This is a genomic window from Kaarinaea lacus (genome assembly GCF_975902315.1).
This window is the reverse complement of the sequence record NZ_CDLKIE010000478.1, coordinates 1-26,836: the sequence shown is the minus strand read 5'-3', so window position 1 is coordinate 26,836 and position 26,836 is coordinate 1. Positions and strand designations below refer to the sequence as shown.

Below are 26,836 nucleotides of genomic sequence, written 5' to 3'. Positions count from 1 at the left end.
GGATGTCTTTGTACATGATCGTGAACTGCAGTTGACGTCTATAGCCAGTATTGGTGGCAATGGCAGCCAGGGTAATGCCAGTGGCTTTGTCCCTGCAATAAGCGCAGGTGGACACTATGTCGTGTTCGGTTCGGGCGCCAGCAATTTTGTAACTGAAGATAATAATGATTCCTGGGATATCTTTACCCATATTTTTATTCAACCAAACCGACAACCAATAGCCGACGCTGGTGATGACGCTGAAATATTCTTAGGTGAAACATTGGCGCTTGATGGTTCCAGGTCCAGCGACCCGGATGACCCAATTCCACAACTATCATATGTATGGAGTATAGAGTCGGCTCCTGCAGGCAGCGTGGCACAAATAGAGCAGGCTGACACAGTGAGCGCCCAGTTTACACCGGACATGATTGGAGAATATAGCGTGTCGCTTACCGTGAATGATGGGGAGATTGACAGTGTTGCTGACGAAATTCTGGTAACTGTTGTTGAAAACCGTTCACCACAAGCAATAATTGAGGCGTCGGTGATCAGTGGCGATGCTCCATTGATGGTTAATTTTAATGGTGGTAACAGTATTGATCCTGAAAATGCGCAGTTGTTATATCGTTGGGACTTTGCTGATCCTGAAAGTTTGCAAAATTTCAGTAGCCAGGCATCAGATACACATGTATTCAACCAGCCTGGCGAATATAGGGTAATACTTACGGTTACCGACGATTTTGGACAAACCGATCAGGCGGCAGTTGTTATTAGTGTCATAGCGCAAAATGTTCCACCTGTAATACAGGCAACTGCAAGTCCGAGTAGCGGAACGGTTCCCTTAACAGTACATTTTTCAGCAAATGCCACTGATGCAGATGGCGATAATTTAAGTTATTTATGGGATTTTGGAGATGGTTCCGGTTCTTCTGAAGCCAATCCAGTGAACGAATATATGCACGAGGGGATCTATGAAGTATCGCTAACAGTGAGTGATGGCAACTTCGAGGTGCAAGATTTTGTGCAAATTGCCGTAGGTCCGACTTTTGATTTTGTTACCAGAAGCGCAAGGTTAGAAATAAACCATCGAAAACAATTTAGCGATAAAATTCAGATCAAGGCACGATTTGACAAGTCATCATTTCAAGTACTGCCTGATGATATTATACGAGTATCGGTAGACCAGGTTATACTGGTTGAGCAACCGCTAAGTGCATTTTATCCTGATGAAGAAGATAATAAACTCGTTTATCGCGAGAAAAATATTTATGTCAAATTAAATCTGGACAGGGGATTTATTAAGCTTTCGAAGCATAAGACCGGCCTGGCTAATATTAACGCTAGTGAGCCTGTCAACATTGAGTTGAGATTGGGTAACCAGGTTTCCAGTGAAACCATACAACTTGTCCACCTTGGGCATGAGAGATGTAAAAAGAACCATCATGGTGAATATGTTAAACATAAGGATCACTACAGCAACAGGCCGGCTCTGAAGGATGTATATGTCTACCGTGCTTCAGGTGGCAAGTTATCGCATCATAAACATCATGATTATGAAGACCGGCGTGACAAAAATTATTCTCACAAGCATGAAGCGGATGACGGTGATAAAGAGAGGGGCTAACTGTTTTGGCCTCCCGCTGCATGATTCAACTTTACTCAGGATATAGACTGCTAATTCGTTCGCTGCGATAAACTCGCCAGCCATTTTCAGGATCTGGGGTGTCATCGAAAATTACCATATTAAATACTTCAGTGGGTGGCGTGGTATGCGTTACTTCCACGATCTGTGCAGACAGTTTTTTACCAGATTTTTTCTCATATATATTGCCATGAGTGATTAGTACGTTGCCAGTTTTCGGTAAATAGTTTGCATCACCCAGAGCACCGGAAAAAATGGTGTTTTCAGTAAATTGGCCATATTCCCACACCAGTTCCGCCGTCATGTTTTCTTCATCGATGCTGTATTCAACCGCCCTGCTGAAATTATTAGCTACCGGTACTATTTTCCGGAATGGACTGGCTCGGTAGTTACCATTGTCGTAGAGCAGGATGTTACCGTTTGGCAGAATCATCGGAGAATGTTGGTGATAGGGAAAGAAAAACTTCTGGTCATTAACGGGGTGCAATAAATACTTGCCAAATTTACTATTATCCCAGTTATCGTGAGTACCCAGAATCCAGATTAATTCACCCGTTTTTCGGCTGAATTTTACGACGGCATCCTGGTGACGAATTGAAACAATGATTGAATCATCTATGGGGCTATGAATGACAGAATTAGCATGTGCCCAGTCCCGTGTTTTGGTACCAAAAAACGAATCCCAGTATTTCCCCAGTGAATCATAACTTACGCGATACGGGTCAAGTAATTCCAGCAAGGACCATTCATTGACGATCGTTCCGTCAGGCCTGAATTCAATAATAAGGTCACCTGCCACCATAATTGATTCAGTGGGAGATCCGGGTTTCCAGGCGCTCGTTGGATAATTATCAAAGCGTCGTACCTCAATGCTGAGGACAAGAAAATTTCCATTATCCATTGGAAATGCTTCGTGGTGAAATGAACGGGTAGCGACAGCGATCTCATTAATTTCATTACTGGATTTACCCATGGCTTTCCACTCCCGCACTGTATTGCCGAGCATATCCATTTCAACAAACAGTGCACCCTGCAGGAACATAAGGTTACCATCGTCGGTTTGTCGCACATTCGTGTATCTGGTGCCAACCTGATACCAGACCACATCCCCGTTTTCATCAACGATGACAATTAGTGCACCAAATTCAGAATTTTCGCCTTCAGGTATTACGTCTAACAGTGTGTATCCGGGTTCCATTAAGTGGGGCTGACTTTTAATTGTCACAAATGTGGGGAATCCATCGGGCAAGGGATCCGTTATTACAGTCAGAGGCTGCTTGAAGGTGGTACGTTGACCGTTGCGGTTAATGATATGAACCTTAATAGCATGAGTTTTATCAGGGCGAAATCCCAGAACGGTGTATGAATGGTCCGTTTTGAATTCATCAAACTTTATAGTCCAGCTTTTACTGCCAGTACTTATATCAAGAAGTACCTTGCTGGGTAAATTGGTACTGAAGCGCAGTAAGCCGGCCAGTGGTGTGCTTAAATTGGGATCCATTTCAATTTCAGGTGGAGAAACAAACTGTGGCGGCGACGTATTAGCGATACCAGCATTCACGCATCCGAGAATGGATGCATACAGGATCAGGTGTGTAAGTCGCTTGAGTAAGGTAGCCGGTCGTGTCTTAAACTTGCGAAATAGAAACCGCATGATCTATGCGTTGCCCCTCGTTATATTATTTGCTCACTTTAATTATTGTACTTGTAGTGGCTCGACTACGAACCAAGCAAACTTGAAACGTAACCGTTAAATCCTTTTAATTAAAAGCGCTAACAGTACACCCCAAATTAGTTTTCGAAATCCCGGATCCTGTTTTGTCCTGATATTGCCACAAAGACATAGGTATTGTCTTTAGCCTGCGCGTTGGATTGTAAGCTGTTGTTTTTCTGACAAATAAAAACTATGTGATTAAAAATTAATCATGATAGTATAAAAGCTGTAGTAATTAAAGAAGTAGGCGCTCTATATCAGAGCGGGTGTATATGAGTCGTATTTCAGTCGTTGAGCTTTTATTCCTGTCTTTTGTGTTTCTGGCAGTTTATTCCCAGTCATCTTCTGCTGCTGATGTGGTTAGTTGTTTAGCCTGTCCGCAGCAAAACACAATCTCTGAGTGACCTTCGCTAGACGAGTAAATTGCTCATCTGACGCCAACCTGCTTCTTGACGTAAATCATTAGTGCCGTGTCTGAGGTAGTGTCGTATGCAGCCTGGTAACCAACAGCTCCAGTTATTATTCTGTTTAATTTGTTTTACTACATTTACTTTCGCATCAATTGCCGTTGCTGGTGAACTGGATGTGACTCAATGTGACATACTGGCCGCACATCCTGATGATCCAGGCAAAGTAAGCAGGGGTGTGGCCTGGGATCATCTGGACGCCCTTGCTGCCCTTGATGCCTGTGCACTGGAAATTAACCGGCAACCCTCTAATGTTCGCATACAGTATCAGTATGCGAGAGTCCTGGATAAACAGGAATTGTATAACGAAGCTGTTGTGTGGTACCAAAAGGCCGCGCAGCAAGGTTATGCAGCCGCACAAAATAGCCTGGGTTATGCTTATGAATGGGGACAAGGAATAGCAATGAATATGCAGGATGCACTGCGGTGGTACCGTCAAGCCGCAGAGCAAGGCCATGCACAAGCGCAGAATAATCTTGGTACTATGTATGATTACGGTAAAGGTATCGATGACGATGAAAAACAGGCAACTTATTGGTATCAGAAATCAGCGGAACAGGGCAATGCAGCTGCGCAACGTAATTTGGGGCTAATGTTTAGCAAAGGTAGCGGCGTAAAACAAAATGACGAAACCGCGTTTCAATGGTTTCTAAAAGCAGCAAGCCAGGAAAATCCCCATGCACAGTACAATGTTGGCATGTCTTACTTTTACGGAAAAGGTGTGGAATCCGATCAGAACAAGGCCAGGATCTGGTTTGAGAAAGCGGCTAAAAATGGTAACTATCAGGCGGTGGAGGCTTTAAATCAAATTGAGTTTAAGCAGGCGTATTGTCAGTCCCAGTATGCTAAATCCGGCAACAGCAATTTGCAACCCAGTAACCGTGCTATTCGGAAATTATCGGTCAGCAAAATTTGCCCTTAGTTGACAAACAGGAAAAGTTTTTCTATTTCTGCTTGTTGACGAAACTTCTGCGTTATCAGCTGGCAATCCTTATCGCCGATTGTGTCCAGGCAACATGTGGATGCAATACTTCCTGGTGAATAACTACTTCGAGTTGCAGTAACTCAGCAATATTTTGTAGTGTGAACTCCTCATCAACACTGTTTTTCAAGTGCTCAACATGTTGTTCATTAATGTACAGTAAGTTGGGAAGTATGCCGTGTTGATTTTCAAAATCGCGGATTTGTCGGTAAATATAACTTAACATGTCTAGCCTCCTGGCATGAGAACGTGTTCGCTTATGTTAATATCCTGAGCATAATATATGCCATCAGATAGTTTGCATTGATCTACAATTACTTAGCTACATTTCTTCATATTTCTGTTAAGTTAATCTGCACCAAAATTGACAAGTATTCTCCTGTTTGCCCCTTACTGTTGCGCTCGTTCTGGTGCTAAGTACAACCTCTATACGCAACTTCTACACGCTTAGTTAAGCCTTCTTTGCTTAGGTGAAATATAGCCGTTTCTATTGACCTGTGTCTTGCTTGCCACTCTGGCTTTTTGATGCAAATCAATATAATTATCAGCAGGTTTTATATGATTATTATAAGAATTAGTTGTGCCAGATGTAGAAACAAGACGTAGTAATTTTGTTAGTTTTATCATAGTCGTTTCATATTAGCTTGCGGGGATAGGCCCATGAGTGAATACATCAAAAGTTCAATTTCCAAAGAGGCGCAAGCAAATTCCACGGCGAGCGACGTATTAACCAGATCACGGTTAAATTCAAAACCTGAACTTTCACACGGCGCATGGATACGCAAAGCACGAAGCAGAATTAAAATGCGCCGTATCAGAACGCCGCTATTCGCGTTATTGCTTGTATTTTTCACGTTGTTTATCGGTTCCATTTTCCTGTTCGAGAGCATGCAGGTATTTGCGGGTCCGATTTATGCTGCCAAGATTGTTATAGCCAGTTTGTTTGCGGTGAGTCTCGGTTTTATCCTGTCAGTGTGGTGGTCAAGCGTGGCTCGATTTGATGAAAAGCTAAAAGAAGCCGAACGTATTGACCGGGAGTATCGTGAATTGCTGTTAAGTTTTTCCGATAGCCTGTTTGATATTATCAATGCGTTGAATACCCTGGCAAAAAATCCACCGAAGCCGTTTATCGTCGCTACAGAGTTCCTGTTGGGCGAGTATATCCATACTTTGCAAAGCCAGTTACAGCGTTATGGTGACTACGTAGCCGGACTTGGATTTGATGCCACTGAATTTCTGGATGAAAAGATCCGGATTTTTGAGGGGATTCGTGAACGTGCCAGCCTTTCTATCGAAGGAATGCCGAGTGAGCTGGAAGATCTGTTTGTAGAAACGCTAAGACTGAGTCCTGATAAATTATCGACTGAAGATGCGCTTCGTCAACGGCAACTGCGCAATAAACTGAAAGAGATAGGTCAGGATGATTCAGTACAACAGCCTGCTAAAACCAAATCAACCGGCACCGAGAAGCGTAAGGTAGAACTGGTTTAGTCATCAGGACAGAGATTGGATTTGCGCTCCTGGAAAATGTAATAAAAAGAACCGACAGGGATAGTATATGCTTAAGAATTTCACTGCGCTATCAATTTTGGTGTTTATTACATCATGCCTGTTGCCTGGCTGTGATCAGCTATCCACTGATAGCAGTGCGCCGGCGCCGACCATTACTGCTCAAGGGTTTGATATAGCTTTAGCCCAGGAAGGTCGTGTTGGGCAGTTTGGCAGTCTCCGTTTGCGAATTGAGAGCCCGGGCCGGGTCGGTGGATTACAAATTAAAGAACGATCCTATCACGTTGATTTAGCCTCTACCCCGGAGCGTAATCATTTTAAACTGTTTGGTATTGAACGAAAGCCATTGCACAGCCAGGATGTAACACTTGATTTCCAGAACTATGTTAATCAAAAATTGCAGGCAGCTGGAGATTATACGATCCTGGTCGAGGTTACTGACAAGCGAGAACAAGTTACCAGGGCAAATATACTTATACGACTGAGTGAACCAGCACCGGCAGCGGAACCACCACAACCGGAAACTTCTCAGTCAGATATTGAAACTGGTCCATCAACATCTGCCCAGGAAAAATCCGAGTCCGCTCCTGTGAAAGTCGGACAATTTGAAATTCAACGTATTGGACCTCGTGAAATAGAAGGGGAGAAAGTATTTGGTTTAACCTGGAAAACGGTTGATGCAATGTACGTGACGATCAGGGTCAGAAAAGACGAAGAAGGAGCTACTAAACTTGCAAGCCTGAGCATAAGTGATTATGAAAAAGTTGTTACGGTGAATAACCTGAGTCAATTACTGGATTCAACACATGACCAGACATACGTCGAGTTTAGCACTGCAAATAATACGGGTGCGGATAAAGTGCTTGGCGTTATAAACCAGGGTAAACCTTACATTGTTAAAACGAGTCAAAGTACGACTGTACTATCATCACTTGGGACAACTGTTACACTGTCAGGCGAGTACAAATATCAATAGCACACACTGGAAGAAGAATACGGTTGCAGTCAACTTAATGTTGAAGGGAGCCAATCAGGTTCAAATAGGTATTTACGATTCCCGGTTCATAATTTTTATCCTGCAGTTTCAGGAATAACATTAAAGCTTTTGGTATATCACGCGATACGCCATTGCCATGGTAGTAGGCAACGGCAAGATAAAGCTGGGCCCGAGTTACATCATCATCCGCCAATGGCTTAAGAATCGTAAATGCTTCTTTGTAACGACCATCAATTGACAATCCTAAGGCTTTATCAATTAAAAGATCGTTATTTTCGTTTTGCGGTTTGGACAGGAATGCGTATGACAGCGCCGAGGAAGCAAGAAATACCCCGAGCAGTACAACAATAAATTTTATAGAAAAGATGCGATTCATTTTAGCAGGTACCTTATTTCCATGCAGGATCACTTCCTTCTAGCATCGCTTCCTTGCAGCATCGATAATATTCGTGTTTTACACAAACGCAGGAACTGCAAGATATTAAAGTAAATCTAGCATTTCATCTTATTTCAGACAAGATCTTTAAATCGACTAAACAAAAGCAGTAAGTAGCAGAATATAAAGGAGGATATCGCGCTTTTGAATGACCGAAAATCAGGGCAGAGGAAAAATCAGAATTTTCCTACGTAGTGTTTGCGGTCAAAATAAGAGCAAACATGCTTTACTACAATGCAACTTGCTAATCATTTACTATTGGATATTGTGGTCATCAAAAAGGATTATTCGACACAATGCATTTGCTTACATTTACTGAATCAGGAAATACCAGAATTGGTGTACTGCAGCCGCAAACAAAGAAAGTGGTAGATCTATCCACACTTTTACCAGAATTGCCGCGGGATATGCTAATGTACATTTTACAGGGCGAGTCTGCCTGGGAGAAGGTTGCTGAGGCTCTTACTCTTAATAGTACCGATACTGCACTGCCGCTATCTAAACTCAAAGTAATGGCGCCGATACCGCGACCACCTCGTAATATATTGTGTGTAGGAAAAAATTATCCGGAACACGTCAAAGAAGTTCAATCAACAATTGCATCGGAGAAGGATAGCCAGACAACAATTCCAGAATCACCGATTATCTTTACCAAGGCAACGACTTCAGTGATAGGTCCAGAAGAGACTATTCCTGCCTCGCTCGATACAACAGCGTCGGTGGACTATGAAGGTGAACTCGCTGTTGTGATCGGCCGGGGAGGGCGGAGTATTTCTAGAGACAATGCAATGAGCCATGTTTTTGGTTACAGCATTATCAATGATGTGACTTCGCGCCGGATGCAACGAAAACACCAGCAATGGTTTCTAGGGAAAAGTCTGGATGGCTTTTGTCCCATGGGTCCGTGTATTGTCACCCGTGATGATATAGAGGATGTAGGCGAATTACGCATACAGACTTATATCAATAATGAACTGCGCCAGGATGGCTATGTTCGGGACATGATTTTTGATATCCCGAGCTTAATTGAAACCATTTCCGCAACGATGACACTGGAACCAGGAGACATTCTCGCCACTGGCACGCCATCAGGCGTGGGAATGGGTTTCAAGCCACCAAAGTTCCTGGATAAAGGCGATGTTGTTACAATTAAAATAGAGCCTATCGGAACCCTCGAAAATCCAGTTGCTTAACTAACCTTTACGTTTCAAATGTAATTATACGACGACTATAAGGTATCGGGTACGATGCTTTTATTGAATGCCTCTTTAGTCAGTTGTGCCAGCCTGGAATGTGTTATAGGCAAATTTACCGGCAAGCTTTGGCTAATGGCGGTATTGATCACCAGGCCTTTCCCCCTGGCGGGATAAACACAAACGTAGATGTTGGGGTCGTTGGTTTCGCTTATGGTTCCGCCGGTTTGTATGCAATAAGCACGGGGTGAAAAACTATCCTGTTCCTGTGCTTGTGCGACGTTTCCTGGATTAATCACTGTCATACCCGCAGTGCAAATTATTCCAATCATCTGTTTGGAAAAGTTAGTTGCAGTAGTCATATACTATCCTCCACATTTTTAATTTTGCCTGGGATTGATTGAGATTAAGTAAAAATATTCTCATCAATCCCATTATCATCAATGCCATTATCAAAGTTGTCGCTCGCTTATCGTTACATAGCTACCATGAAGGCAGATTTGTCCTGATTGCGTACGGACTGTAAGATTTTCAGCGCTGAGATACGAAGTGCGTCATATTCAACGAGTATTACGTGAGGTAAGCGCTTACTGTTCTGGATATCCAGTACTCCGGGTTGATCGCTGACAGTATCCTGTACTTGCTGTCGTCTATCAGCGCTCAAAGCTTTTTCAATTCGAATTAGAATTGTTGGTTTGTGTGTCACAGTATTTGTGTTCATTGTCCATCCTCCTTTGTTAAACTTTGTTTAAGCCTGCCTGCGTTCAATCATTGGGTAAAAGCATAGGCTGGAGCATGGGATACCAATACTGCGGAAAATGTAGCAGTACACTCTATTTTCTGTAGTAACGTACTACGTTTTTAGTAGTTAGGAAGTGGCGTTCCGGTAAAGGCTATTCACGGGGTATAACTTGTTGAAGTATAGTGAGTTAATAATATAGTTAGCTATCGTTAAATAATCGCTTTAAATCCATGCCTGTCAATGGCGAGCACTAAATTTATCAAGGACTTTAAGTAAAGTAATGCTTTATATTTCAAGAAATGTCAGTATTCCTGACAATGAAATAGAAATAACTGCCATTCGCTCTCAGGGTGCGGGTGGGCAGAATGTAAATAAGGTTGCCACCGCCATTCACTTGCGCTTTGATATTCAGGCGTCAACGTTGCCAGATTTTTATAAACAACGACTTTTGAAAATGACAGATCACCGTATTAGTAAAGACGGCGTTGTAATCATTAAAGCGCAACAGTTTCGTAGTCAGGATAAGAATCGACAAGCGGCACTGACACGGCTGCAGGCGCTGATACAGAGCGCAACTACCACGCGTAAACAACGAAAACCGACACAGATACCCCACCGAGTTAAGAGGGAACGGCTTGATCAAAAGCGCAAGCGAGGAGAAACCAAATCATTGCGTCGAAAAATTGTGTCTAACAATGACTGATAAATAATCAACACGTTGATGTAAAATGATCTGGTTAGCTGGAAATCCTTATACCTTACCTTAGAATAGTCCTTTACTTTACTGTTTTATCTGCTATTTTTAAATTGACGGTTTGTTGGCCACTACTGGAATTGTTTTTCACAGGGGAGGTAACTTATGCGCGGTATCGACAACGTTATCACTATCGACCAGCACTCATTCACCGGGCGGTACTCCAACAGGATTAAACGGCGAGCCATTCAGCCGGAAACGAAAACACAACTTAGCGCTCGGCAAATTGATCAGCTGGTGAGAGCAGCGAAACAGAACGGGAAACACGGGACTCGTAACGCGACATTGATTCTTATGGCGCACCGTCATGGATTGCGTATTGATGAACTTATCAATTTGAAATGGATTCACATTGATCTGGAGGCCGGCAATGTGCTGGTTTCGCGCCTGAAGAACGGGCGGAAGACAATTCATGCGTTGACAAAGCAGGAAGTGGATTATCTGGTAGAAATGGAAGGCAGGTATCCAGAATCAGAGTATGTGTTTATCAGTGAACGCAGAAATCCGCTCAGTACATCTGTAATACATAAAATGGTGAAACAGGCGGGAGAGCAGGCTGGATTGCCGTCTACAATGCAGCCCTACGTTCTTCAACCTGCAAACAGTTTTAATTTTGTCAGCTCCCGTTCGCACTAGCGGGTGATTACAAATACGGGTTCTGCCTGCTACGGGCTGCCAATTGCGTGTCCTGTGAAACGTAAATGATTGTTTGTGACGATTTTGTTACAGTAGCGTCGAATCCAGTTTTAAACTGGCAATTTTATTGAATCGCCATGTCCCATCTACCTCTAAAAGCATTGTTGCTCACGGCGCCTGGGTGCGTACATTGTGCTGCCGTCAAAAAGATTCTGGATAAGTTTCTGGCAGAGGGATTGATTAAACAACTTGAAGTCGTAGACGCCACCCGCCACCCGAATATAGCCAGCCAATATAATGTTAAATCGGTACCCTGGTTGAAACTTGGGCCTGTCGAGCTGCAGGGAGCACAACATGAACCAGACTTGCGTAACTGGATATCCCAGATTGGTAAACCAGAAGGCATAACGCGTTTCCTGAAACACCTGCTTGTTGAAGGTGAATTAAACCGTGTTATCGAATTGATTCGCGAAAGGCCTGAATATATGAATCACTTGCTTGACCTGGTGATAGATGAAGAAAAAGATATGAAAATTCAGCTTGGTGTGAGTGCTGTATTCGAGGAATTTGAAGGAAGTTCATTATTGCAAGGTATGGTGGCACAGCTGGGCGAATTGAGCACACATGAAAATCCACAAATAAGGGCGGATGTTGCCCATTACCTGTCGCTTAGTCATAGTGACGCCGCACTGCCATTTCTGCAAAAGCTGGCAAGTGATTCTGATCGTGAAGTCAATGAAATAGCCAATGATATCTTAAATGAGCCTGGACATTAGCGTGTAGGCAATATCTGGCAGGATGCTATTTAATTAATACCCCCTGAATAAATCGCGGTTTAATATTAAACGGACTAATTTGCCAGCCAAATTAATTGATTGCCAATCAAGACTATAATAGGAATAATGTTGCTAGTCATCGCGGTAACCAATAACAACACAATAAACAAGGATATAGTGAATGGAGCCAGTCAAAGTCCTGTGCAGTGATTGCCGGTTACGAAACCTGTGTTTACCCCAGGGGCTGGTGGCCAGTGAGATCAAAATGCTTGAGGAAATTGTCAAGCAACCTCGGCCAATGCAAAGAGCGCAACGCCTTTACCTGCCTGGTGACACATTTCACTATCTCTTTATAGTTCGCAGCGGTTCATTAAAAACTTATACAACCACAAGTTCCGGTCAACAACAAATTATCGGCTTTCATCTACCGGGCGAACTGGTAGGCCTGGATGGAGTGAGCGATGGTAATTATTTTTGTACCGCAGAAACCATGGAAATGACCAGCGTTTGTGAGCTTCCTTTTTCAAAACTCGAAAATATTATGGGTAAGATAAAAGGACTGCAACACCAGGTTCACAAGCTTATGAGCAAGGAGCTATTAACGGATCAACAGCTATTGTTACAGTTGGGCAAGATGAATGCCGAGCAAAGGGTCGCGGCTTTCCTGTTGAATATTTCTGAACGGTTTCGTAAAAGGGGCTTTTCCGCGAGCGAATTCCATCTTCCGATGACAAGGTCAGATATAGGTAACTACCTGGGACTGGCCGTTGAGACGGTAAGCCGACAGTTTAGCCATTTCCAGGAGATGGGCGTTATCACGGTGTCACGAAAACATGTCATCATCAGCAATTCGCAGTTTCTCAAATCAATTACCAACTTTGATGGGAAATACGAAGATGAGAAAGAAGTCAGCCTGAATTAATTAGACGAAACCTTCCAATACTTTTCAAATCCTCTTCGAGACGGTTGTGTTAAATAAAAAACCCTCTTCCATTGAGAAAGAGGGTTGATACGAGAGAGACAATTAACTAATACAAATTACAAATCAGTTAACAAAACCAATGATTATCTATGACTGGTAATCGCTTGTGAATTAACTGCAGCCCTTAGGTCGCGGCAAACCCGCAACTTTATTCGCGCACTTGATTAATCCAGTGGGAAACAACGAATAAATATATTTCTGATCGCTGCGATCAGCGCCAAATTTTTTCTTCATAATCTTTGAAAATGCGCGCGGTTCGGCGACTATGCCATTTTCAATAAAATGCTCGCGCGCGGTATTGATAATGTCCCAGTGTTCCTGGGTAAGTTCAGGTATCTTTTCGTTCTTGGCGATCTCAACTGCTAAATCTTCGCTCCATTCATCCAGGTTTTCCAACCAGCCAGCTTCACTCAGTTGAATGATTTTACCGTTAACTTCTGCTTGCATGTGCTAAAACTCCTCGGGGTTAGGGATAGTGTAATACTTGAGTAAATTTATCGGGAATTATAGCAGAAGAAGCAGGGAAAAATACACCTATTTTGGGTAGGGGACATGGGGCTTTTCATGGGTTGGCTGGACAAAGATATGCTTGAAATTGCTAAATATAACAGAGAGTTGGCGGTACATTTTCTTACCATTCAGCTTGTGAGTGTTTTTTAAACATATTTGGCAACAGAGCAAAACCGAAAAATTTTGCTCATTTGTCGAAAGATGAAATTCTTTGTCTGCTACGATTTGAAAAGCCAATCCGTTATCTTTACCATCGAAGAGCAGTCCCGCATTTTTGGGCTAAATATCGCTAATCCGTTAATTTCGAATTTACAGGCTAGATGTATCTTCTATAGGGCTAATGCCTCCCTAAATAATACCGCACCGATAATGCCTTGAAAGAAGTGTCAGTTAATAGAGCCAGGACCTGTTATGAGGTTGGTAATATCAATAGCTGAATTAATTTCAATCACAATAGTTTTGTTCAGGTTGATCTCGTCCCTGGTAATGTATTCCGACAGGTTTTCACAAATCTGTAATATCGTCTCCATGCCCAATCGATCAGAATTATCCTTTTCCAGTTTCTGGAGATTGTGGTTAAGGAGATCGACGTATTTTTGAAACGCTTCCGTGCGTTCAAATAATTTTTCCTGAATAAAATCTGGTTTAAAAGAGAGGTGTAATTCCCTTTTCATTGAGGTTTCGTCATCTTGTACTGAAATGCTCAGTGGTCCTTCAATTTCCATATACCTGCCTGTACCAGAAATATTGGTGAGTGTTCCCCATGTTGGATTTATTTACATCACACTGTTTGTTTGGTTAAGTAAAATTGTTCGGCATGCATAAATTCTTCAAGTTGCTTTGGCTCAAGGGGGTGGCTGATGAAGAAACCCTGGACAGCATCACAATTCAATGCTTTTAATATGTTGTAGACCTCTTCCTGTTCTACACCTTCAGCAATGACAGTAATGCCAAGATTATGAGCAAGATCTATCGTTGATTTGACAATTGTAAAGTCATTTTCATCATGAATGATATCCATCACAAAGGACTTATCAATTTTTAATTCATTTACGGGCAGCTTTTTCAGATACGCCAATGAGGAAAAACCAGTACCAAAATCATCAATTGACAAGCTGATTCCCATTGAACTGATATCCAGCAGAGTTTTTAGAGAACGTTTGGGATTTGCCATCATGGCGCTCTCGGTAATTTCCAGGGTGATATACTCGGGCTCTACACTGGAATTATCAAATAGTGACTGGATAAATGGTATCAATTCCGGATTTTTAAGATTATACATAGACAGGTTAATAGATACATTTACAGCCCTGTTTTGTTTTTGCCAGTATGCGATTTGTTGCACCGCTTCATTAAAGACCCATTTTGTCACATCGTCTATCAGGCCGGTTTGTTCCGCAAGAGTAATTATCTGGTCTGGAGGTATAGCGCCATACTTCTGGTGTTCCCAGCGCAACAAAGCTTCCGCACCATCTATTGAACCTGTTTCAAGGTCAATTTTTGGTTGATAATATAACTTAAGCTGGTCTTGCTTTAATGCTTCACGTAAATCACTGATTAACGCCAGGCGGCCAATGCTATAATCATCATCTTGAGGATTGTATACCGCGAATCCCAGTTGACCGCGCTTGGCAATGTACATAGCGACATCTGCGTGTTGAATGAGTGTTGTAGCATCTTTTCCGTGCGTGGGGTATTCCGCCAGGCCTATGCTGGCCTTGATGAACAGGTTTAGTTCGTCGATAACAAAAACATTATCCAGTGCCTGGGTGATTTTGTGAGTGATTGCTTCAGCTGAAGTGATATTGGTGTCAGGTAATAATATTGCGTATTCATCACCACCAAGACGGGCAACGGTATCAATCTGGCGTAACGTTGTAAGAAAACGCTGGCCGACTTCTTTTAAGACATTATCCCCAACATGGTGTCCCAAAGTGTCATTAATTTCTTTAAAACGATCCAGGTCAATCATTAACAATGTCAGGTTTTTGTGATCACGTCTGGCAACGTTTATTGCCTGTGCCATCCTGTCATGCAGCAATGTTCGATTTGGCAGGTCAGTTAACGAATCATGTAATGCCTGGTGCTCCAGATCCATTTGACGACTATGCACCTGCTTGCGCATTTCAGCAAAGGCGTCTATCAGATTTTGTGTTTCTTTAGTGCGGACAGTAGGAAGCAAAATACCTTCTTTACCGAAAGCTTCCGCTTTCAACGCGCGTGCGACTGAGTCGATAGGTCGAAAGACCAGTCGCTGTAGAGAAAGAATCGTAAATAATATGGCGGCTAATCCAAACGCGGTAATAATTTGAAGTATTGTGGTCTGCAATTTAGCTACTTTTGCCAATGCCTGTAAGTCACGATTCCCGGAAGTTTCGATCTCCTGGTCGATTTTAACGAGTAAACCATCGATTTCGCGCAGTCGCGGTTCGATTGTCTCCTTAATAAATTTTGCATCGGCGCGCCACGCCCCAGAGTTGTGAACTTCCTTAACGGCCAAATAACCTTCGTACCAGCCTTGAGCGCTGGTTTGAATGTCTGATAATGCTGCGCTGACTTCAAATGAAAGTTTCCCACTATCGTCATATTCGCGCAGTCGTTGAAAATAACTTTCGAATTCCTGGTACATGGTTTCAATGGCTTTTTCCTGAATAGGTAATGCTTCTTCATTAAAGGAGCCAACACGGTTGGCCAGGTACATGCGGAAATTAGATAGTGTTTGAGACCACAGGTGACGCAGGTTAATAAAACTATTGTAGATTTCGGGTTGTTTTATCAGTTTGTCTTTCGTTACCGGATCATCCAGCACCAAAGCGATTGCATTATTCAGGTTATTACGGTTTGGCTGCATCATGGATGCGCCCAAACCCAGTGAAGGATATTGACGAGTGGGATCCACTCGCACCTGCATCAAGTCTTCTATCTCCTTATCGAGCATTTTAAAAGAAGTGCTTAATTCTTCTATAGTAGAAGACAGGTTTTGTTTGGCTGTCCATGGGAGTGTTTTAAGGATCGTGCTTCGTTCGATTGCGGTATTCAGTGAATTGTGTGTTCTTTGCCTTATTCCTTCTCGAGTAGGGTCCAGTAAAAAAGCGTCTAACGCTTTATAAGCATCGAAAACATTAATACGAATATGATTAATGTGGTCTAGAAGCTGGCGCCGTGTCTCAATGTTGTTTGTAGTTTCCTGGGTGGTCAGGCTTACGTTCCTATATCCGAAAAAAGAAACGACAATAACCAAAACAGATAAGAGACTCGCAAAAAGAATGTAGCGGCTTTTTAGACTATTTAAGATGTTCGTTTTCAAGGGTGAATTTTATTGGTTAATTACACACGAATAGTCATTGATCTTGGTGCTATATATTTATTTCGGCTAAACAGTATACAGCATTAAATCCTTATGTATAAGTACATTGTTTAAGGATTTCAATTAGCAACTATCTGGAAATTAAAAGAAGGTATCAATCTGGATTAGAAGAAAACGGGAACATCACAAAGCAGGCGTATTACTTTGTACGAAGAGCAGAAAAGGGATTGTGACCGGGTCAATCATACTGGCGTTTTAATGACAGTATGATGATGTTGGGAATCTGGTTTACTTTACTGCATAATCACGTCCCTCCAGACATGCCCCCAGGGCGCGTTGATAGTCCAGTTTTTCGACTGTGCTGAGTTCTGCGTCCTCCAGCGTTGGATCGATACCAGATTCATGGACGGCCCATCGGTGACACTCATAACGGTCTTTAGCTTGTTGCTCTTCACTCTGGTCCTTCTTGGGGTAAGCAAATAATCGTCCAGTGGTTGCTTCTTCAATTGCCACGTCCGCCCCCACAGGTTTTTCGACAACTAAATAGCTTTGGCGAGGAATATCCCACACATAATAAGTGTCATTGACATAGTAATAACTTGAAGGCCCAATGGAAAATTCAATAAAGCCAACAGGCAAACTTGGTACCAGTACGCCAATTGGCGCACCAACAACAATATACCCTGTGCCAAATGACTGGTAGAAAACTCCGCCAAGATAGAAGTAGGTAAATCCACCGGATAGAACGCTTATATGCAAACTCGGTAAATGTCTTACTCTGTGTCCGATTGGGTGGTAATGGTAATGAATGGGTGCGAGATAACGTGTGTTATACCATGGAGTACGATAATAAACGTACTTGTGTCGCTTATACAGGTGATGTTTGGGCTTGTGTTTGTGACGATGCTTTACGGTAACATGTTTTTTAGATTTGTTAGTGTGCCGTTCATATGTCCTATGGGACATCTTCGGTTGATGTCTAATATCTGAATTATGCTTACTGTCTTTAAACCTTCTTTCATCGTGACGACCTGATTTGGTTTTTCGGTCATGATATTGGTGGCTCGCAGAATTCGGTGTTTGTTTTTTTTGTTTTTGACTGGCTTTTTTGTTCGAGCCTGGCCTGTCATGGTTGCGATCCTTGCCAGCCTGTTTTTGCTTCGAGTTATGTTGTTCGATCGTATGTTGATCATTTTTGTTTTGCCAGCGCTGCCATAGATCATTTTTATCGTCAGGATTGTTGTTTAATTCCCGGTTGAATCTTGGCGATACTTTTTTTGAGTGATCTCGATATTTATTAAATAGCTGAGGCGGCTCCTGTAACTTTGATTCTGAAGACGATGCTAAGACAACTATGGGCCTGATCACAGCAGCCAGGCAGAAGGTTAATAATAGTGTGATGAACTTAACAAAAATTTTTTGTCGATTTGTTATCATTATATTGTTTCCCGGTCTCTAATTAATTTCAGAAGCGCAAAGGAATAAACACATAGCACTGAGAGCCAATAAGAGAACACTGCAGGTCAACAGTACAAGTGTTCTAGATCTTTTATTTTTTGATCTGTATTTAATAGGTATAACGGATCAGGATGGATAATCCGTCGTTAAAGCGACAGCCAAACTATTCTTAATGCAAAAACCAATTGAGCTTGGCTAAGTCGCTGAAAAGAGGGTTAATCAGGGATTACAGTCGGTTCTATAGGTCGGTTCTATAGTTTGTTGGGTAATAAGAGACTTTATTTATAGAATTGACATTGAATTAATCTATGGTCAACGCATTATATTCTGAATCGTTGATAGGTACATTGTGCATCGTTTGTTAAGCGCTAATGCGGCCTTATTCATGGATTACGTTGGTAGACTACATAGTTGATGCCAAAGAATTGCTAAAATTTTGATCAGAAAAGCCAATTTACAGCCTGGAAGTAGTCAAAATCCTGCAATAAAGTAGTATTTTACAGGTGGCATTGCTACTTAAGAAAGCGTTAAAATCTGTTCTATAGGGGATTAAAAAAAATTAACGACTGATCAAATTGCAGTTAGGCAGTTTCAGTTATACCGGCAGTCAAGCACTCGTGGAAACATTGTCATGCCGGGAAGTTCTTTGTTTTTCAACGGATCCTGGTTTTTCAATTGATTAAGTTGTTATTGTAATGGCATACCTAAGGGTTAAGCGTTATGGGTAAACTACTCATTAGTAAAAGTGGATTTGAGTTACAGGAAATAGAACTTGAACATGGTTCTGTTTGCATTGGGCGTGCAAAAGACAACCAAATACTCCTGAACGATGCTACTGTTAGCAGTCATCACGCGAAAATCGTTACAGTAATGTCTACCAGTTATATTCAGGACCTGGGAAGCACCAATGGTGTTTTTGTAAATGGCAAACCGGTGGTAGTTCAAGCATTACATGCGGGTGATGTTATTTCCGTTGGCAACCATGAAATATTGTTTCAACAAAGTGAGGCCAACCAGTCAAGCGAAGAAGAAAACGTCTATGACACCCATTTAGCAAACTCAATGGCAGGTTTGGGTTCTTCACATACACGTCAAGCGCCTGTCGCATCTGATAAAGCGTTTACTGATTTTAGAGATACGATTAATTATTCCGATTTAGGTCAATCTAATCCAGCGTTACGTGTCGTAGTAGATAATACTTCCACTCCTGCCAGGCAGCATACTTTAGATATCGATATTGATGTTGATAAGTTTGCAAAACCAGCTTCACGACACGAAAAAATTCCAGTGGCTGAAAAAGTTAATCAGGTTGACAATGCTCAGGAGCATTATATAGAAACGCGTCCCTATATTGAAGTAGCGTCTCCTGCAAGCGAAGTACAACAGGTTGTAAGTGATCGCGAACCGGAAGAAGAGTTATTTGCTGCTGCAGAAGTAGATCAGCAGAAATATGTAGAACCGAGTTATCAAAATGATGCGTTGGTTAGCGAAAGTGTACAACCAGTACCCGCTAAACCTTCAGCTACCCCCGTGTTGCATTCCAAGCAACCTTTTATTTCTTCAGAAGAAGTTGTTGAGCAGTTAATAATAATGGGTAGAAATAAATCTAAACGCTCAAAAAAATCAAGTGGTTTATCTTCCATTCTTGGTGTTATCACATTTGTGCTGGTTGCTGTCGCAATATACTTCCAACTGCAATAATTTTTTGTGTAGTTTAAATGGTTGACGTGAGACAGCTATTTGTTGGTGACAGGCATGGGCAAAATAGTGAAACTTGCATAAAACCGGGAGTGGAATCAATTCCCGGCTAGTACTACATCGTCTACTGTGGGCAGATCACTGAAATCCTGAAACGAGCGCGAGTCATTGGGGGGGTAACCCAATTTAGAGATGCTCACTGCAGCCACTGCCAGGCCGATTTCGGGAGTTACACTTTCTTCCAGAATAGTCTGAAAGAAATTTTCCAGGCCGGTGATCGCATCAGCCAGCATATCCATGCTTAGGTCGCTGGTTTCTTCGTTCTTTTCTATCAGTTCGTTTGTAACATAATCATGGATCGCCTGGGCCAAATTTGCCTGTTCCTCAAACTGCAGGACGTGCATAGCTCCGGTTATATTGGTCATTAATTGCGGTACACCATCCAGCAGGTCCCGTTTCTCGTGATCTTCCGCGAAATCATGTACATACTCTTTAATTAATTTCATGTCTTTCAGGACTTCTTGAGCGACAAGTTTTAGCAGGTTTTCATATTCTGCAGCGGGTAAAAAGCTGTCGTTGTCTTCGTTATCGATTGCTGAGCCGAGGTCGGACAATGATGACTCCACATGTAACAAGGCTGCTGCGATGCCCATGAGGTCTTCATCGCTAAGTGTTGCGCCTTCAGCTATTTTGGGTTCAAGAAACTGTTTTTGTTCGCTAATCATGTCTTTGGGTTTATGCATTCCTAGCATACCCAGGGCATCTGCCACAGTAGAAAACCTGGTAAGCACAGCATCCAGTCCTTCTGTGGATCCGGCCCTGGCGTGCATGGCGATATCCAGTGAATCTTTTATGGATGTTAACTCTTCTTTCACTTGAACAGAAATGCTGTCAATCAAGTTAACATTAAAGCCATACAGATTTTCCCTGGCTTTTTCGACCGCGCTGTCGTCAGGATAATCAAGCCCAAAACATTTCTTAAGCTCCATCACATGGTCATTGTAGGTTTGTGACTGTGCGATGTAGTAGAGAAGGTTTTTGATAATTTTGTCTGGAGGATCTTCTGTTAAAATCTGTTCGCCCGACTCGATAACACGCTGGATTTGCCTGTCGACCCGACCCAGAATAATTTTAATGGCAACGCTACTTTCTATTCCCTGTTCATAGAGCGATTCGACTACTCCTAACGCAATCCACCAAAATTGTTTAGCTTTATCGGTTGTGCTGGCTATTTTTAAGTTATCCAGTACTAAAATCAGGTTCTCAATGCTTTCGGGGACTTGTTGTTCCTTAATAAATCCCAACAATCCTGCGAGATACCCTGGACGTAATTTTTTGGCAACGGTTGGCAGGTCACCATTGATAATACATTCACCTTCTGCCTGTAGTGGTACAGTCACCGATAAGTCAGGAGAAAAGAATTCACCTTCGGTAAGCAGTTCCTTGTCCTGGCAGGCGCGTAAGTCATTTAGTAAAGGCAACAATATAAGTGGAATGTCCGGTTGGCCGTAATAGAGACTTTCGAGATAACCAGGTAGTTGTAGCATGCCTGATGCAAGAACTTCAGCAGCGTCAGTTTTTCGCTTCACCCGATTTTCAACAACAGCGCGCGCTACGTTTTCCATCTCCAGTGCGATCATCGCGGCACCCTGGATGCCAACCATTTCAACCGCACCTTTTACACGGTGTAAAGGCTCAATGCATGCCTCGATGGGGGAGGTATCATCAACATTTTCCAGAAAATCGTCTGGGGCATGGTGAACGCTTTTTAAGGTTTCATCGACACCTTCCTTGATCCAGGCCAGGGTTTTCCTGTCGACGATAGTGGGTGAACTCAATGACTCATTCCTTAACTAATAGCTAATCCAATGATTTTACATATAGAAATTAGAATATCTCCCATGTATTAACGACCAAATTTGCAATTTGTTGATCGTTTCTGCGAATGTGACCTGGGCACATAAAAATAACAAATAAAATTCAACATGTTAAGAAACATTTTTAACGTTATATCTGAAAGAGATAAACACCCGGTGGATAAATATTCAATGGTTATTCAATTGCCGCTATTTTTCAGCGTCGCGGTGCCCGGTTGTTTGTGATTTTCCTGGTTCGATAAACAGGAATGATATTGGTGAGTCGTATGAAAGACTGCTATGAAGAGATGTATCTACTATTTAAGCCACAGATGACAAATTATAGATGACCAGAACAAGTTACCTGGATTAACCAGTAATAGTTTGTCGCATAGATAGGTTGCATAGTTGTTTGCGGTTGCTAGTGTAATCAATTGCAGTGATAGATAACGCCTGGAAGTATGCAAAGTTTGTAAAATTAACTCAGTAAAATAGTTGGTCTAAAAGCACAATGCACAATGAATGTATTATAAGTTATAGGCGTGAATTTGTTATTCGATAAAAAAGAAGATAACGAAAACATCAATAGAAACCTTAAGCAATTGTTAACGAATCATTCTAAATCTCGCGGCTGATTCAATTATCTAACTCTTCCCTTGTTTGTTTTTAGATCAAAACCTGTCGTATTTGATTAAAAAAATAGCAGATTCGCTAAGTAAAATAGTTAGCAACTAGTGTAAGTATTTTCTTACATTTTTATGACAATTAGTGCTATGATCTGACGCATTCTAATAATCACATCAACGGACTGACTCAGTGTAATTGGAATTTATCGTTGCGTAACGGATGTTGTAAGTAGCAACAGTAAATTCGACCTACAACAAAACATACTAAGAAATAGGCTTAACAAGCTGCATCAGGTAAAGGCTTGTTAACTGATTACAGAGGAGGACGTAACGTTGCGTACCTTAATCGCTGTAGCAGCAATAGTGGTTTGTAGTTGGGTGAGTGCGTCATTCGCGGATAATGCTTCCCGTTTTAAGATCAATAATCTCGACTTCGATAATATACCGGTCATAGAAATAGAAGCCGGGCATCATGGTGAAATAACAATGGATCCAACATTACGTAATGTTGGCCAGGGCCTGGCGCCAATCTATTTGTATCGATTGCCGAAATATGCATCACAACAGCAACTGGTATTGACCACGGTTGTTAATAGAAAGCGAGTGTTTAATCCCATCGTGCTGTTACTTAATGATGATTATCAGGCAATTGATACGGTGAAAGGTGATGTTTCGCTGAACCGGGTAAGTCAGGTTGAAGTCTCATCATCAATGCCAATCGTTGTTCAGCCTCACCATAAATATATGTTGATTACCACCGATCCGGCGTATTTCGGAAAAAAGCTAAGTTATAAGAAGATGATCACCAGTATCGTGAAAGTCTATGATGGTAATAACATGAAATATGTTCCTGTCACTTCAGGCACGCGCGACGTAAATGTTGTCATGGCCAATTCCGGTAGACTGGTTCTTTCAGCACCGTATCAGGACTACTAACAGGTAAACTATCTCTGCCTGCTTTAAACTTTCATAGAACCGGCGAAGCGTATTCCACGCTTCGCCGAATTCTATTTTCCAGGCATTCAATAAAATAGATCGTCTATTCATCGTTTTCAGTAGTTTTCTAAAACTAATACTTCCTATCTTGCTGATAAATATAGAATAATCGGCGTATCGGGCCAGGCTGTGATGGTGATAAATTTGTGGCCTGCATACCCCATAATTCTTGGATTTTTTATCAACCGGACGATAACTATGGGTAAGGGAGGCTTGCTCATAAGCTCAAAATTAATGATTTAGCAGAACAGGTTTGTTTAGTGAACGAAAAACCATATATTGAGCCCACTATTCGTACCATCGCCGGGGCGTTTCTAATAATTTGTGGCGCTGTGGCGCTAGCGCGCCCTGATCTTAAAATCTTCTGGATCGCTTTTTTATTTTTTATCGCAGTAAACCTCTTTCAGTCTGGTTTAACGCGTTTTTGTTTAATGGAAAAGATTTTAAAGCGTGCTGGATTCCGCAGTGAAATGGATGAGATTCGCGATCTGGCTTTACAGGATGCATTAACTAATTTGCCCAATCGCGTTCTACTGGAAGACCGAGTTGAGATTGCCATAAGCCAGGCCAAACGCAATCACAAAAAAGTCGCTATGTTATTTCTTGACCTGGATAATTTTAAACAAATAAATGATATCCAGGGACACAAGGCAGGTGACCAGCTGTTAATTGAAGTTAGTCAGGCACTGCAAATGAAAATGCGTCCTTATGATACCCTGGCACGCTGGGGTGGTGATGAATTTGTAGTGTTGCTGCCGGATCTGGAAAATTCTGATGATGTTGAAGTCGTTGCTGAAAAGCTGATGCAGGCTGTAAATGAACGGCTGGAATCCAATCAAAACCTGCATACCACATTAAGTATTGGAATTGCGGTTTATCCTGATGACGCTGATACAACTGAAAAATTATTTATGCAGGCTGATAAAGCGTTGTTTCATTCCAAGGCAGAAGGGCGTAACAACTACCAGGTTTTCAGTCAAATGCAGGAAAGTGGCCGTGGATTTGTCGATACGGACCTGACTTCAAGATTTACAGCAGCGCTAAAAACCCAGTTGTTGCAGGTTCATTTTCAACCCATCGTTGATGCCAGTTCACACCAAACGGTTTGCGTGGAAGCGCTGGCGCGTTGGCATGATAATGAAAATGGCTGGGTTAGCCCGGGAATGTTTATTCCCCTGGCCGAAAATCTTGGATTAATAGAAGAAGTGGGTAGCCAGATACTTTTAGAGGCGGCTTCGCATTTTGCAGCATGTCCCTGGCAAGATCAAATACAACTGGCAGTAAATATTTCTAATCGCCAGTTGTTCTCCCGCTCCTTTGTTCCATCGCTCGTTGATTTGATTGACGAGCTGGAAATTGACCCTCACCGAATCAAATTTGAGATAACGGAATCCAGCGCCCTGGATACCGAAAAAGCACAACGAACCTTGAAACAATTATCGTATCTTGGTTTTACTATATCGATTGACGATTTTGGAACCGGGTTTTCCTCCCTGTCACGTTTACATGAAATGCCGGTGAAGGAACTCAAGATTGACATGTCATTTGTGCAGCGCATAAAAACTCACAAGGGCAGGGTGATGTTAAACACCATCGTCAATATGGGTAAGGCCATGCACCTGAAACTGGTGGCGGAAGGCGTTGAAGACAGGGAAACCGCGGATATCTTGCGCGATATGGGTGTTCACTATTTACAGGGATACTATTTTTGCCCACCCAAACCAGATGAAGATATCAGGGAGTATATTATGCAAAGCAATGGGCTCAGCAATATATTGCTACCCTTTACGCCAAAAAGAAAAAATCTCGCTTAGCCAGTACGGCAGACAGAGGCTACCCCGTAAATTTACCACTGCGAATACGCTGTTCTTCCATTAACTCCAGTTCACGTGAGCCTGACACCACAACGTCACTGTCAACAGTATAATCAAGTTCGTTATTCAGTCTTTCATAGGGTGCGGCTTTTAATATTACCTTAATCGCATTTAAACGCGCCTGGAATTTGTTATTGGAGCGGACTACGGTCCAGGGTGAGTCAATGGTATGGGTACGCTTAAGCATTTCGTACTTAACATCGGTAAATTGGTCCCAACGGTCCTGGGCTTGCAGGTCAACCTCGCTCAGTTTCCATTGTTTCAGGGGGTCAGTCTTACGACTTTCAAATCGCCGTGCCTGTTCTTCTTTGGTGACGCTAAAATAAAGTTTTACAATGATGGTTCCCTGGCGAACCAGGTCACGTTCGAATCCTACAACGCCACGCATGAAATCCTGGTACTCTTTTTCGGAGCAAAAGCCAAATACTCTTTCCACCATGGCGCGGTTATACCAGCTGCGATCAAATAACACCATTTCACCGGCATGGGGAAATTGTGCCACATAACGTTGATAGTACCACTGAGTCCGTTGTTCTTCGGTGGGTTTGCCTAGAGCAACAACGCGATAGTGTTTTTCATTCATATAGCGAGTGACTCGACGAATAGTTCCACCTTTGCCGGCAGCATCTCGTCCTTCGAAGACGATAATCATGCGTCGTTGTTCATCTTCGAGGTAGTTCTGTAATCGTATAAGTTCAGCCTGAAAAGGTTTCAGTGACTTTTCTTCTTTGAACTTGCGGTTTGCCTTGGCATCGATTTTTCGCAGTGCTTCGGCTTCTTCGCTCAATTCTCGGTGCTGTTGAATGAAGTCATGCAAATTAACCGCTTTGCCATCAATGTTAATCATTTCGGGATTTTCAATATTGTCCACTTTCAACTACCTCTACAGTAAGTTAACGGAATCTTAATTTTTTTTGTTATTCATCTTTTTCAAGGCCTTTTCCAAATAATTACACATGGTTTTCACGACCTTAACACGTGCATAATACTTGCTGTTACCTTCTACCAATACCCAGGGCGAGTAACGGGTGCTGGTGTACTGGAACATGTCATGAGCTGCAGATTCATAGACATCCCACTTTTCACGATTACGCCAGTCTTCATCGGTTAATTTCCAGGTTTTGTGCGGTGTGACTTCACGTTCCTTGAAGCGGTTCAATTGCTCATCCTTGTCGATATGAACCCAGAATTTGACTAACACGATACCATGCTCAATGAGCTGCTCTTCGAACTCGTTTATTTCTGCATAGGCACGGCGCCATTCTGCTTCACTGGCAAATCCTTCCACGCGTTCAACCAGTACTCGCCCATACCAGCTGCGGTCGAATACGGTTACATCACCCGCGCGCGACAGGTGTCGCCAAAAGCGCCACAGATAATGCTGCGCACGTTCTTCGTCGGTAGGCGCGGCAAAAGGCAACACCTGGTAACTATGCGGATCGATCGCAGCAATCAGACGGCGGATTGCGCCGCCTTTACCGGCGGCATCGGGACCTTCGAAAACAACAATGCTGGAGATGCCTTTGGCCATGGCTTCCCGGTGCAGTAAATTCAATTTTCCCTGGTACTTTTTGAGTTTCGCTTTGTAATCAGTTTTAGTCAGGGTTAGGTTCATATCTAATGTTGATAATAGCGTGGTTGAGGGTAAGGCATTACCAACGTCATCTTGTGGCGTAGCAGGTTGCGCGGTATCGTCCTG

At 42.5% G+C, this 26,836-nt stretch carries 24 protein-coding genes and 1 pseudogene; 13 read left to right on the top strand and 12 right to left on the bottom strand.

Features of this window, described 5'->3' with window-relative positions; all coding sequences use genetic code 11:
• A partial coding sequence (locus ACWVCM_RS14880; protein ID WP_455202551.1) for a PKD domain-containing protein occupies positions 1–1,606 on the top strand: 1,606 nt, incomplete at its 5' end.
• 31 nt (positions 1,607–1,637) lie between these two features.
• On the opposite strand, the gene ACWVCM_RS14875 is transcribed toward ACWVCM_RS14880, so the two are convergent.
• Positions 1,638–3,278 carry an aryl-sulfate sulfotransferase gene (locus tag ACWVCM_RS14875; protein ID WP_455202550.1) on the bottom strand — a complete coding sequence of 547 codons (1,641 nt, stop codon included), beginning with the start codon at positions 3,276–3,278 and terminating at the stop codon, positions 1,638–1,640.
• 332 nt (positions 3,279–3,610) lie between these two features.
• Here ACWVCM_RS14875 and ACWVCM_RS14870 point away from each other — a divergent pair, with 332 nt between their 5' ends.
• A complete protein-coding gene (locus ACWVCM_RS14870) occupies positions 3,611–3,742 on the top strand; it encodes a hypothetical protein (protein ID WP_455202549.1) in 132 nt (43 codons plus the stop codon).
• Positions 3,743–3,827: 85 nt separating this feature from the next.
• On the top strand, positions 3,828–4,727 hold the full coding sequence (locus tag ACWVCM_RS14865) for a tetratricopeptide repeat protein (RefSeq protein ID WP_455202548.1): 900 nt from the start codon (positions 3,828–3,830) through the stop codon (positions 4,725–4,727).
• Positions 4,728–4,782: 55 nt separating this feature from the next.
• Here the strand turns inward: ACWVCM_RS14865 and ACWVCM_RS14860 are convergent, their stop codons facing one another.
• Entirely contained in the window at positions 4,783–5,013 is a 231-nt protein-coding gene (locus ACWVCM_RS14860) for a hypothetical protein (RefSeq protein WP_455202547.1), read from the bottom strand.
• Between the two features lie 434 nt (positions 5,014–5,447).
• On the opposite strand from ACWVCM_RS14860, the gene ACWVCM_RS14855 reads away from it, so the two are divergent.
• Positions 5,448–6,278, top strand: coding sequence for a hypothetical protein (locus ACWVCM_RS14855; protein WP_455202546.1), 831 nt, complete (start codon positions 5,448–5,450; stop codon positions 6,276–6,278).
• Positions 6,279–6,345: 67 nt separating this feature from the next.
• The gene (locus ACWVCM_RS14850) at positions 6,346–7,272 is read left to right on the top strand and encodes a hypothetical protein (protein WP_455202545.1); all 927 of its coding nucleotides are present in this window, start codon (positions 6,346–6,348) and stop codon (positions 7,270–7,272) included.
• Positions 7,273–7,306: 34 nt separating this feature from the next.
• Here the strand turns inward: ACWVCM_RS14850 and ACWVCM_RS14845 are convergent, their stop codons facing one another.
• Positions 7,307–7,669: a hypothetical protein gene (locus ACWVCM_RS14845; protein ID WP_455202544.1), complete on the bottom strand. Its 363-nt coding sequence runs from the start codon at positions 7,667–7,669 to the stop codon at positions 7,307–7,309.
• A 356-nt stretch (positions 7,670–8,025) separates the two neighbouring features.
• Here ACWVCM_RS14845 and ACWVCM_RS14840 point away from each other — a divergent pair, with 356 nt between their 5' ends.
• Complete coding sequence (locus ACWVCM_RS14840; protein WP_455202543.1) at positions 8,026–8,922, top strand: fumarylacetoacetate hydrolase family protein; 897 nt, start codon at positions 8,026–8,028, stop codon at positions 8,920–8,922.
• Positions 8,923–8,957: 35 nt separating this feature from the next.
• Here the strand turns inward: ACWVCM_RS14840 and ACWVCM_RS14835 are convergent, their stop codons facing one another.
• Together ACWVCM_RS14835 and ACWVCM_RS14830 are read right to left on the bottom strand one after the other, a co-directional pair.
• The gene (locus ACWVCM_RS14835) at positions 8,958–9,284 is read right to left on the bottom strand and encodes a hypothetical protein (RefSeq protein ID WP_455202542.1); all 327 of its coding nucleotides are present in this window, start codon (positions 9,282–9,284) and stop codon (positions 8,958–8,960) included.
• Between the two features lie 113 nt (positions 9,285–9,397).
• Positions 9,398–9,643 carry a hypothetical protein gene (locus ACWVCM_RS14830; RefSeq protein WP_455202541.1) on the bottom strand — a complete coding sequence of 82 codons (246 nt, stop codon included), beginning with the start codon at positions 9,641–9,643 and terminating at the stop codon, positions 9,398–9,400.
• A 301-nt stretch (positions 9,644–9,944) separates the two neighbouring features.
• On the opposite strand from ACWVCM_RS14830, the gene arfB reads away from it, so the two are divergent.
• The 4 genes from arfB (at position 9,945) to fnr (ending at position 12,752) form a co-directional block, all read left to right on the top strand.
• A complete protein-coding gene (gene arfB, locus ACWVCM_RS14825; protein WP_455202540.1) occupies positions 9,945–10,367 on the top strand; it encodes an alternative ribosome rescue aminoacyl-tRNA hydrolase ArfB in 423 nt (140 codons plus the stop codon).
• A gap of 156 nt (positions 10,368–10,523) precedes the next feature.
• Entirely contained in the window at positions 10,524–11,054 is a 531-nt protein-coding gene (locus ACWVCM_RS14820) for a tyrosine-type recombinase/integrase (protein WP_455202539.1), read from the top strand.
• 137 nt (positions 11,055–11,191) lie between these two features.
• Positions 11,192–11,830, top strand: a complete 639-nt coding sequence (locus ACWVCM_RS14815; RefSeq protein ID WP_455202538.1) for a thioredoxin family protein — start codon at positions 11,192–11,194, stop codon at positions 11,828–11,830.
• Positions 11,831–12,011: 181 nt separating this feature from the next.
• The gene (fnr, locus tag ACWVCM_RS14810; protein WP_455202537.1) at positions 12,012–12,752 is read left to right on the top strand and encodes a fumarate/nitrate reduction transcriptional regulator Fnr; all 741 of its coding nucleotides are present in this window, start codon (positions 12,012–12,014) and stop codon (positions 12,750–12,752) included.
• Positions 12,753–12,923: 171 nt separating this feature from the next.
• Here the strand turns inward: fnr and ACWVCM_RS14805 are convergent, their stop codons facing one another.
• The 4 genes from ACWVCM_RS14805 to ACWVCM_RS14790 all read right to left on the bottom strand — a co-directional run bounded on the left by ACWVCM_RS14805 (position 12,924) and on the right by ACWVCM_RS14790 (position 18,066).
• Complete coding sequence (locus tag ACWVCM_RS14805) at positions 12,924–13,259, bottom strand: TusE/DsrC/DsvC family sulfur relay protein (RefSeq protein ID WP_455202536.1); 336 nt, start codon at positions 13,257–13,259, stop codon at positions 12,924–12,926.
• Positions 13,260–13,708: 449 nt separating this feature from the next.
• The gene (locus ACWVCM_RS14800; protein WP_455202535.1) at positions 13,709–14,047 is read right to left on the bottom strand and encodes a hypothetical protein; all 339 of its coding nucleotides are present in this window, start codon (positions 14,045–14,047) and stop codon (positions 13,709–13,711) included.
• A 56-nt stretch (positions 14,048–14,103) separates the two neighbouring features.
• Entirely contained in the window at positions 14,104–16,260 is a 2,157-nt protein-coding gene (locus ACWVCM_RS14795; RefSeq protein WP_455202534.1) for a putative bifunctional diguanylate cyclase/phosphodiesterase, read from the bottom strand.
• A gap of 657 nt (positions 16,261–16,917) precedes the next feature.
• Complete coding sequence (locus tag ACWVCM_RS14790) at positions 16,918–18,066, bottom strand: DUF6515 family protein (protein WP_455202533.1); 1,149 nt, start codon at positions 18,064–18,066, stop codon at positions 16,918–16,920.
• 741 nt (positions 18,067–18,807) lie between these two features.
• Between ACWVCM_RS14790 and ACWVCM_RS14785 the strand changes: the two genes are divergently transcribed.
• Positions 18,808–19,788 carry an FHA domain-containing protein gene (locus ACWVCM_RS14785; RefSeq protein ID WP_455202532.1) on the top strand — a complete coding sequence of 327 codons (981 nt, stop codon included), beginning with the start codon at positions 18,808–18,810 and terminating at the stop codon, positions 19,786–19,788.
• A 95-nt stretch (positions 19,789–19,883) separates the two neighbouring features.
• On the opposite strand, the gene ACWVCM_RS14780 is transcribed toward ACWVCM_RS14785, so the two are convergent.
• Positions 19,884–21,623, bottom strand: a complete 1,740-nt coding sequence (locus tag ACWVCM_RS14780; protein WP_455202531.1) for a hypothetical protein — start codon at positions 21,621–21,623, stop codon at positions 19,884–19,886.
• A gap of 977 nt (positions 21,624–22,600) precedes the next feature.
• Between ACWVCM_RS14780 and ACWVCM_RS14775 the strand changes: the two genes are divergently transcribed.
• On the top strand, positions 22,601–23,203 hold the full coding sequence (locus ACWVCM_RS14775; protein ID WP_455202530.1) for a hypothetical protein: 603 nt from the start codon (positions 22,601–22,603) through the stop codon (positions 23,201–23,203).
• A gap of 320 nt (positions 23,204–23,523) precedes the next feature.
• Positions 23,524–25,077 (top strand): EAL domain-containing protein, encoded by a 1,554-nt coding sequence (locus ACWVCM_RS14770; RefSeq protein WP_455202529.1) that lies wholly within the window; start codon positions 23,524–23,526, stop codon positions 25,075–25,077.
• A gap of 19 nt (positions 25,078–25,096) precedes the next feature.
• Here the strand turns inward: ACWVCM_RS14770 and ppk2 are convergent, their stop codons facing one another.
• Positions 25,097–26,008: a polyphosphate kinase 2 gene (ppk2, locus tag ACWVCM_RS14765; RefSeq protein WP_455202528.1), complete on the bottom strand. Its 912-nt coding sequence runs from the start codon at positions 26,006–26,008 to the stop codon at positions 25,097–25,099.
• A gap of 33 nt (positions 26,009–26,041) precedes the next feature.
• Positions 26,042–26,836: pseudogene (locus tag ACWVCM_RS14760) on the bottom strand (polyphosphate:AMP phosphotransferase); the annotation flags it as partial.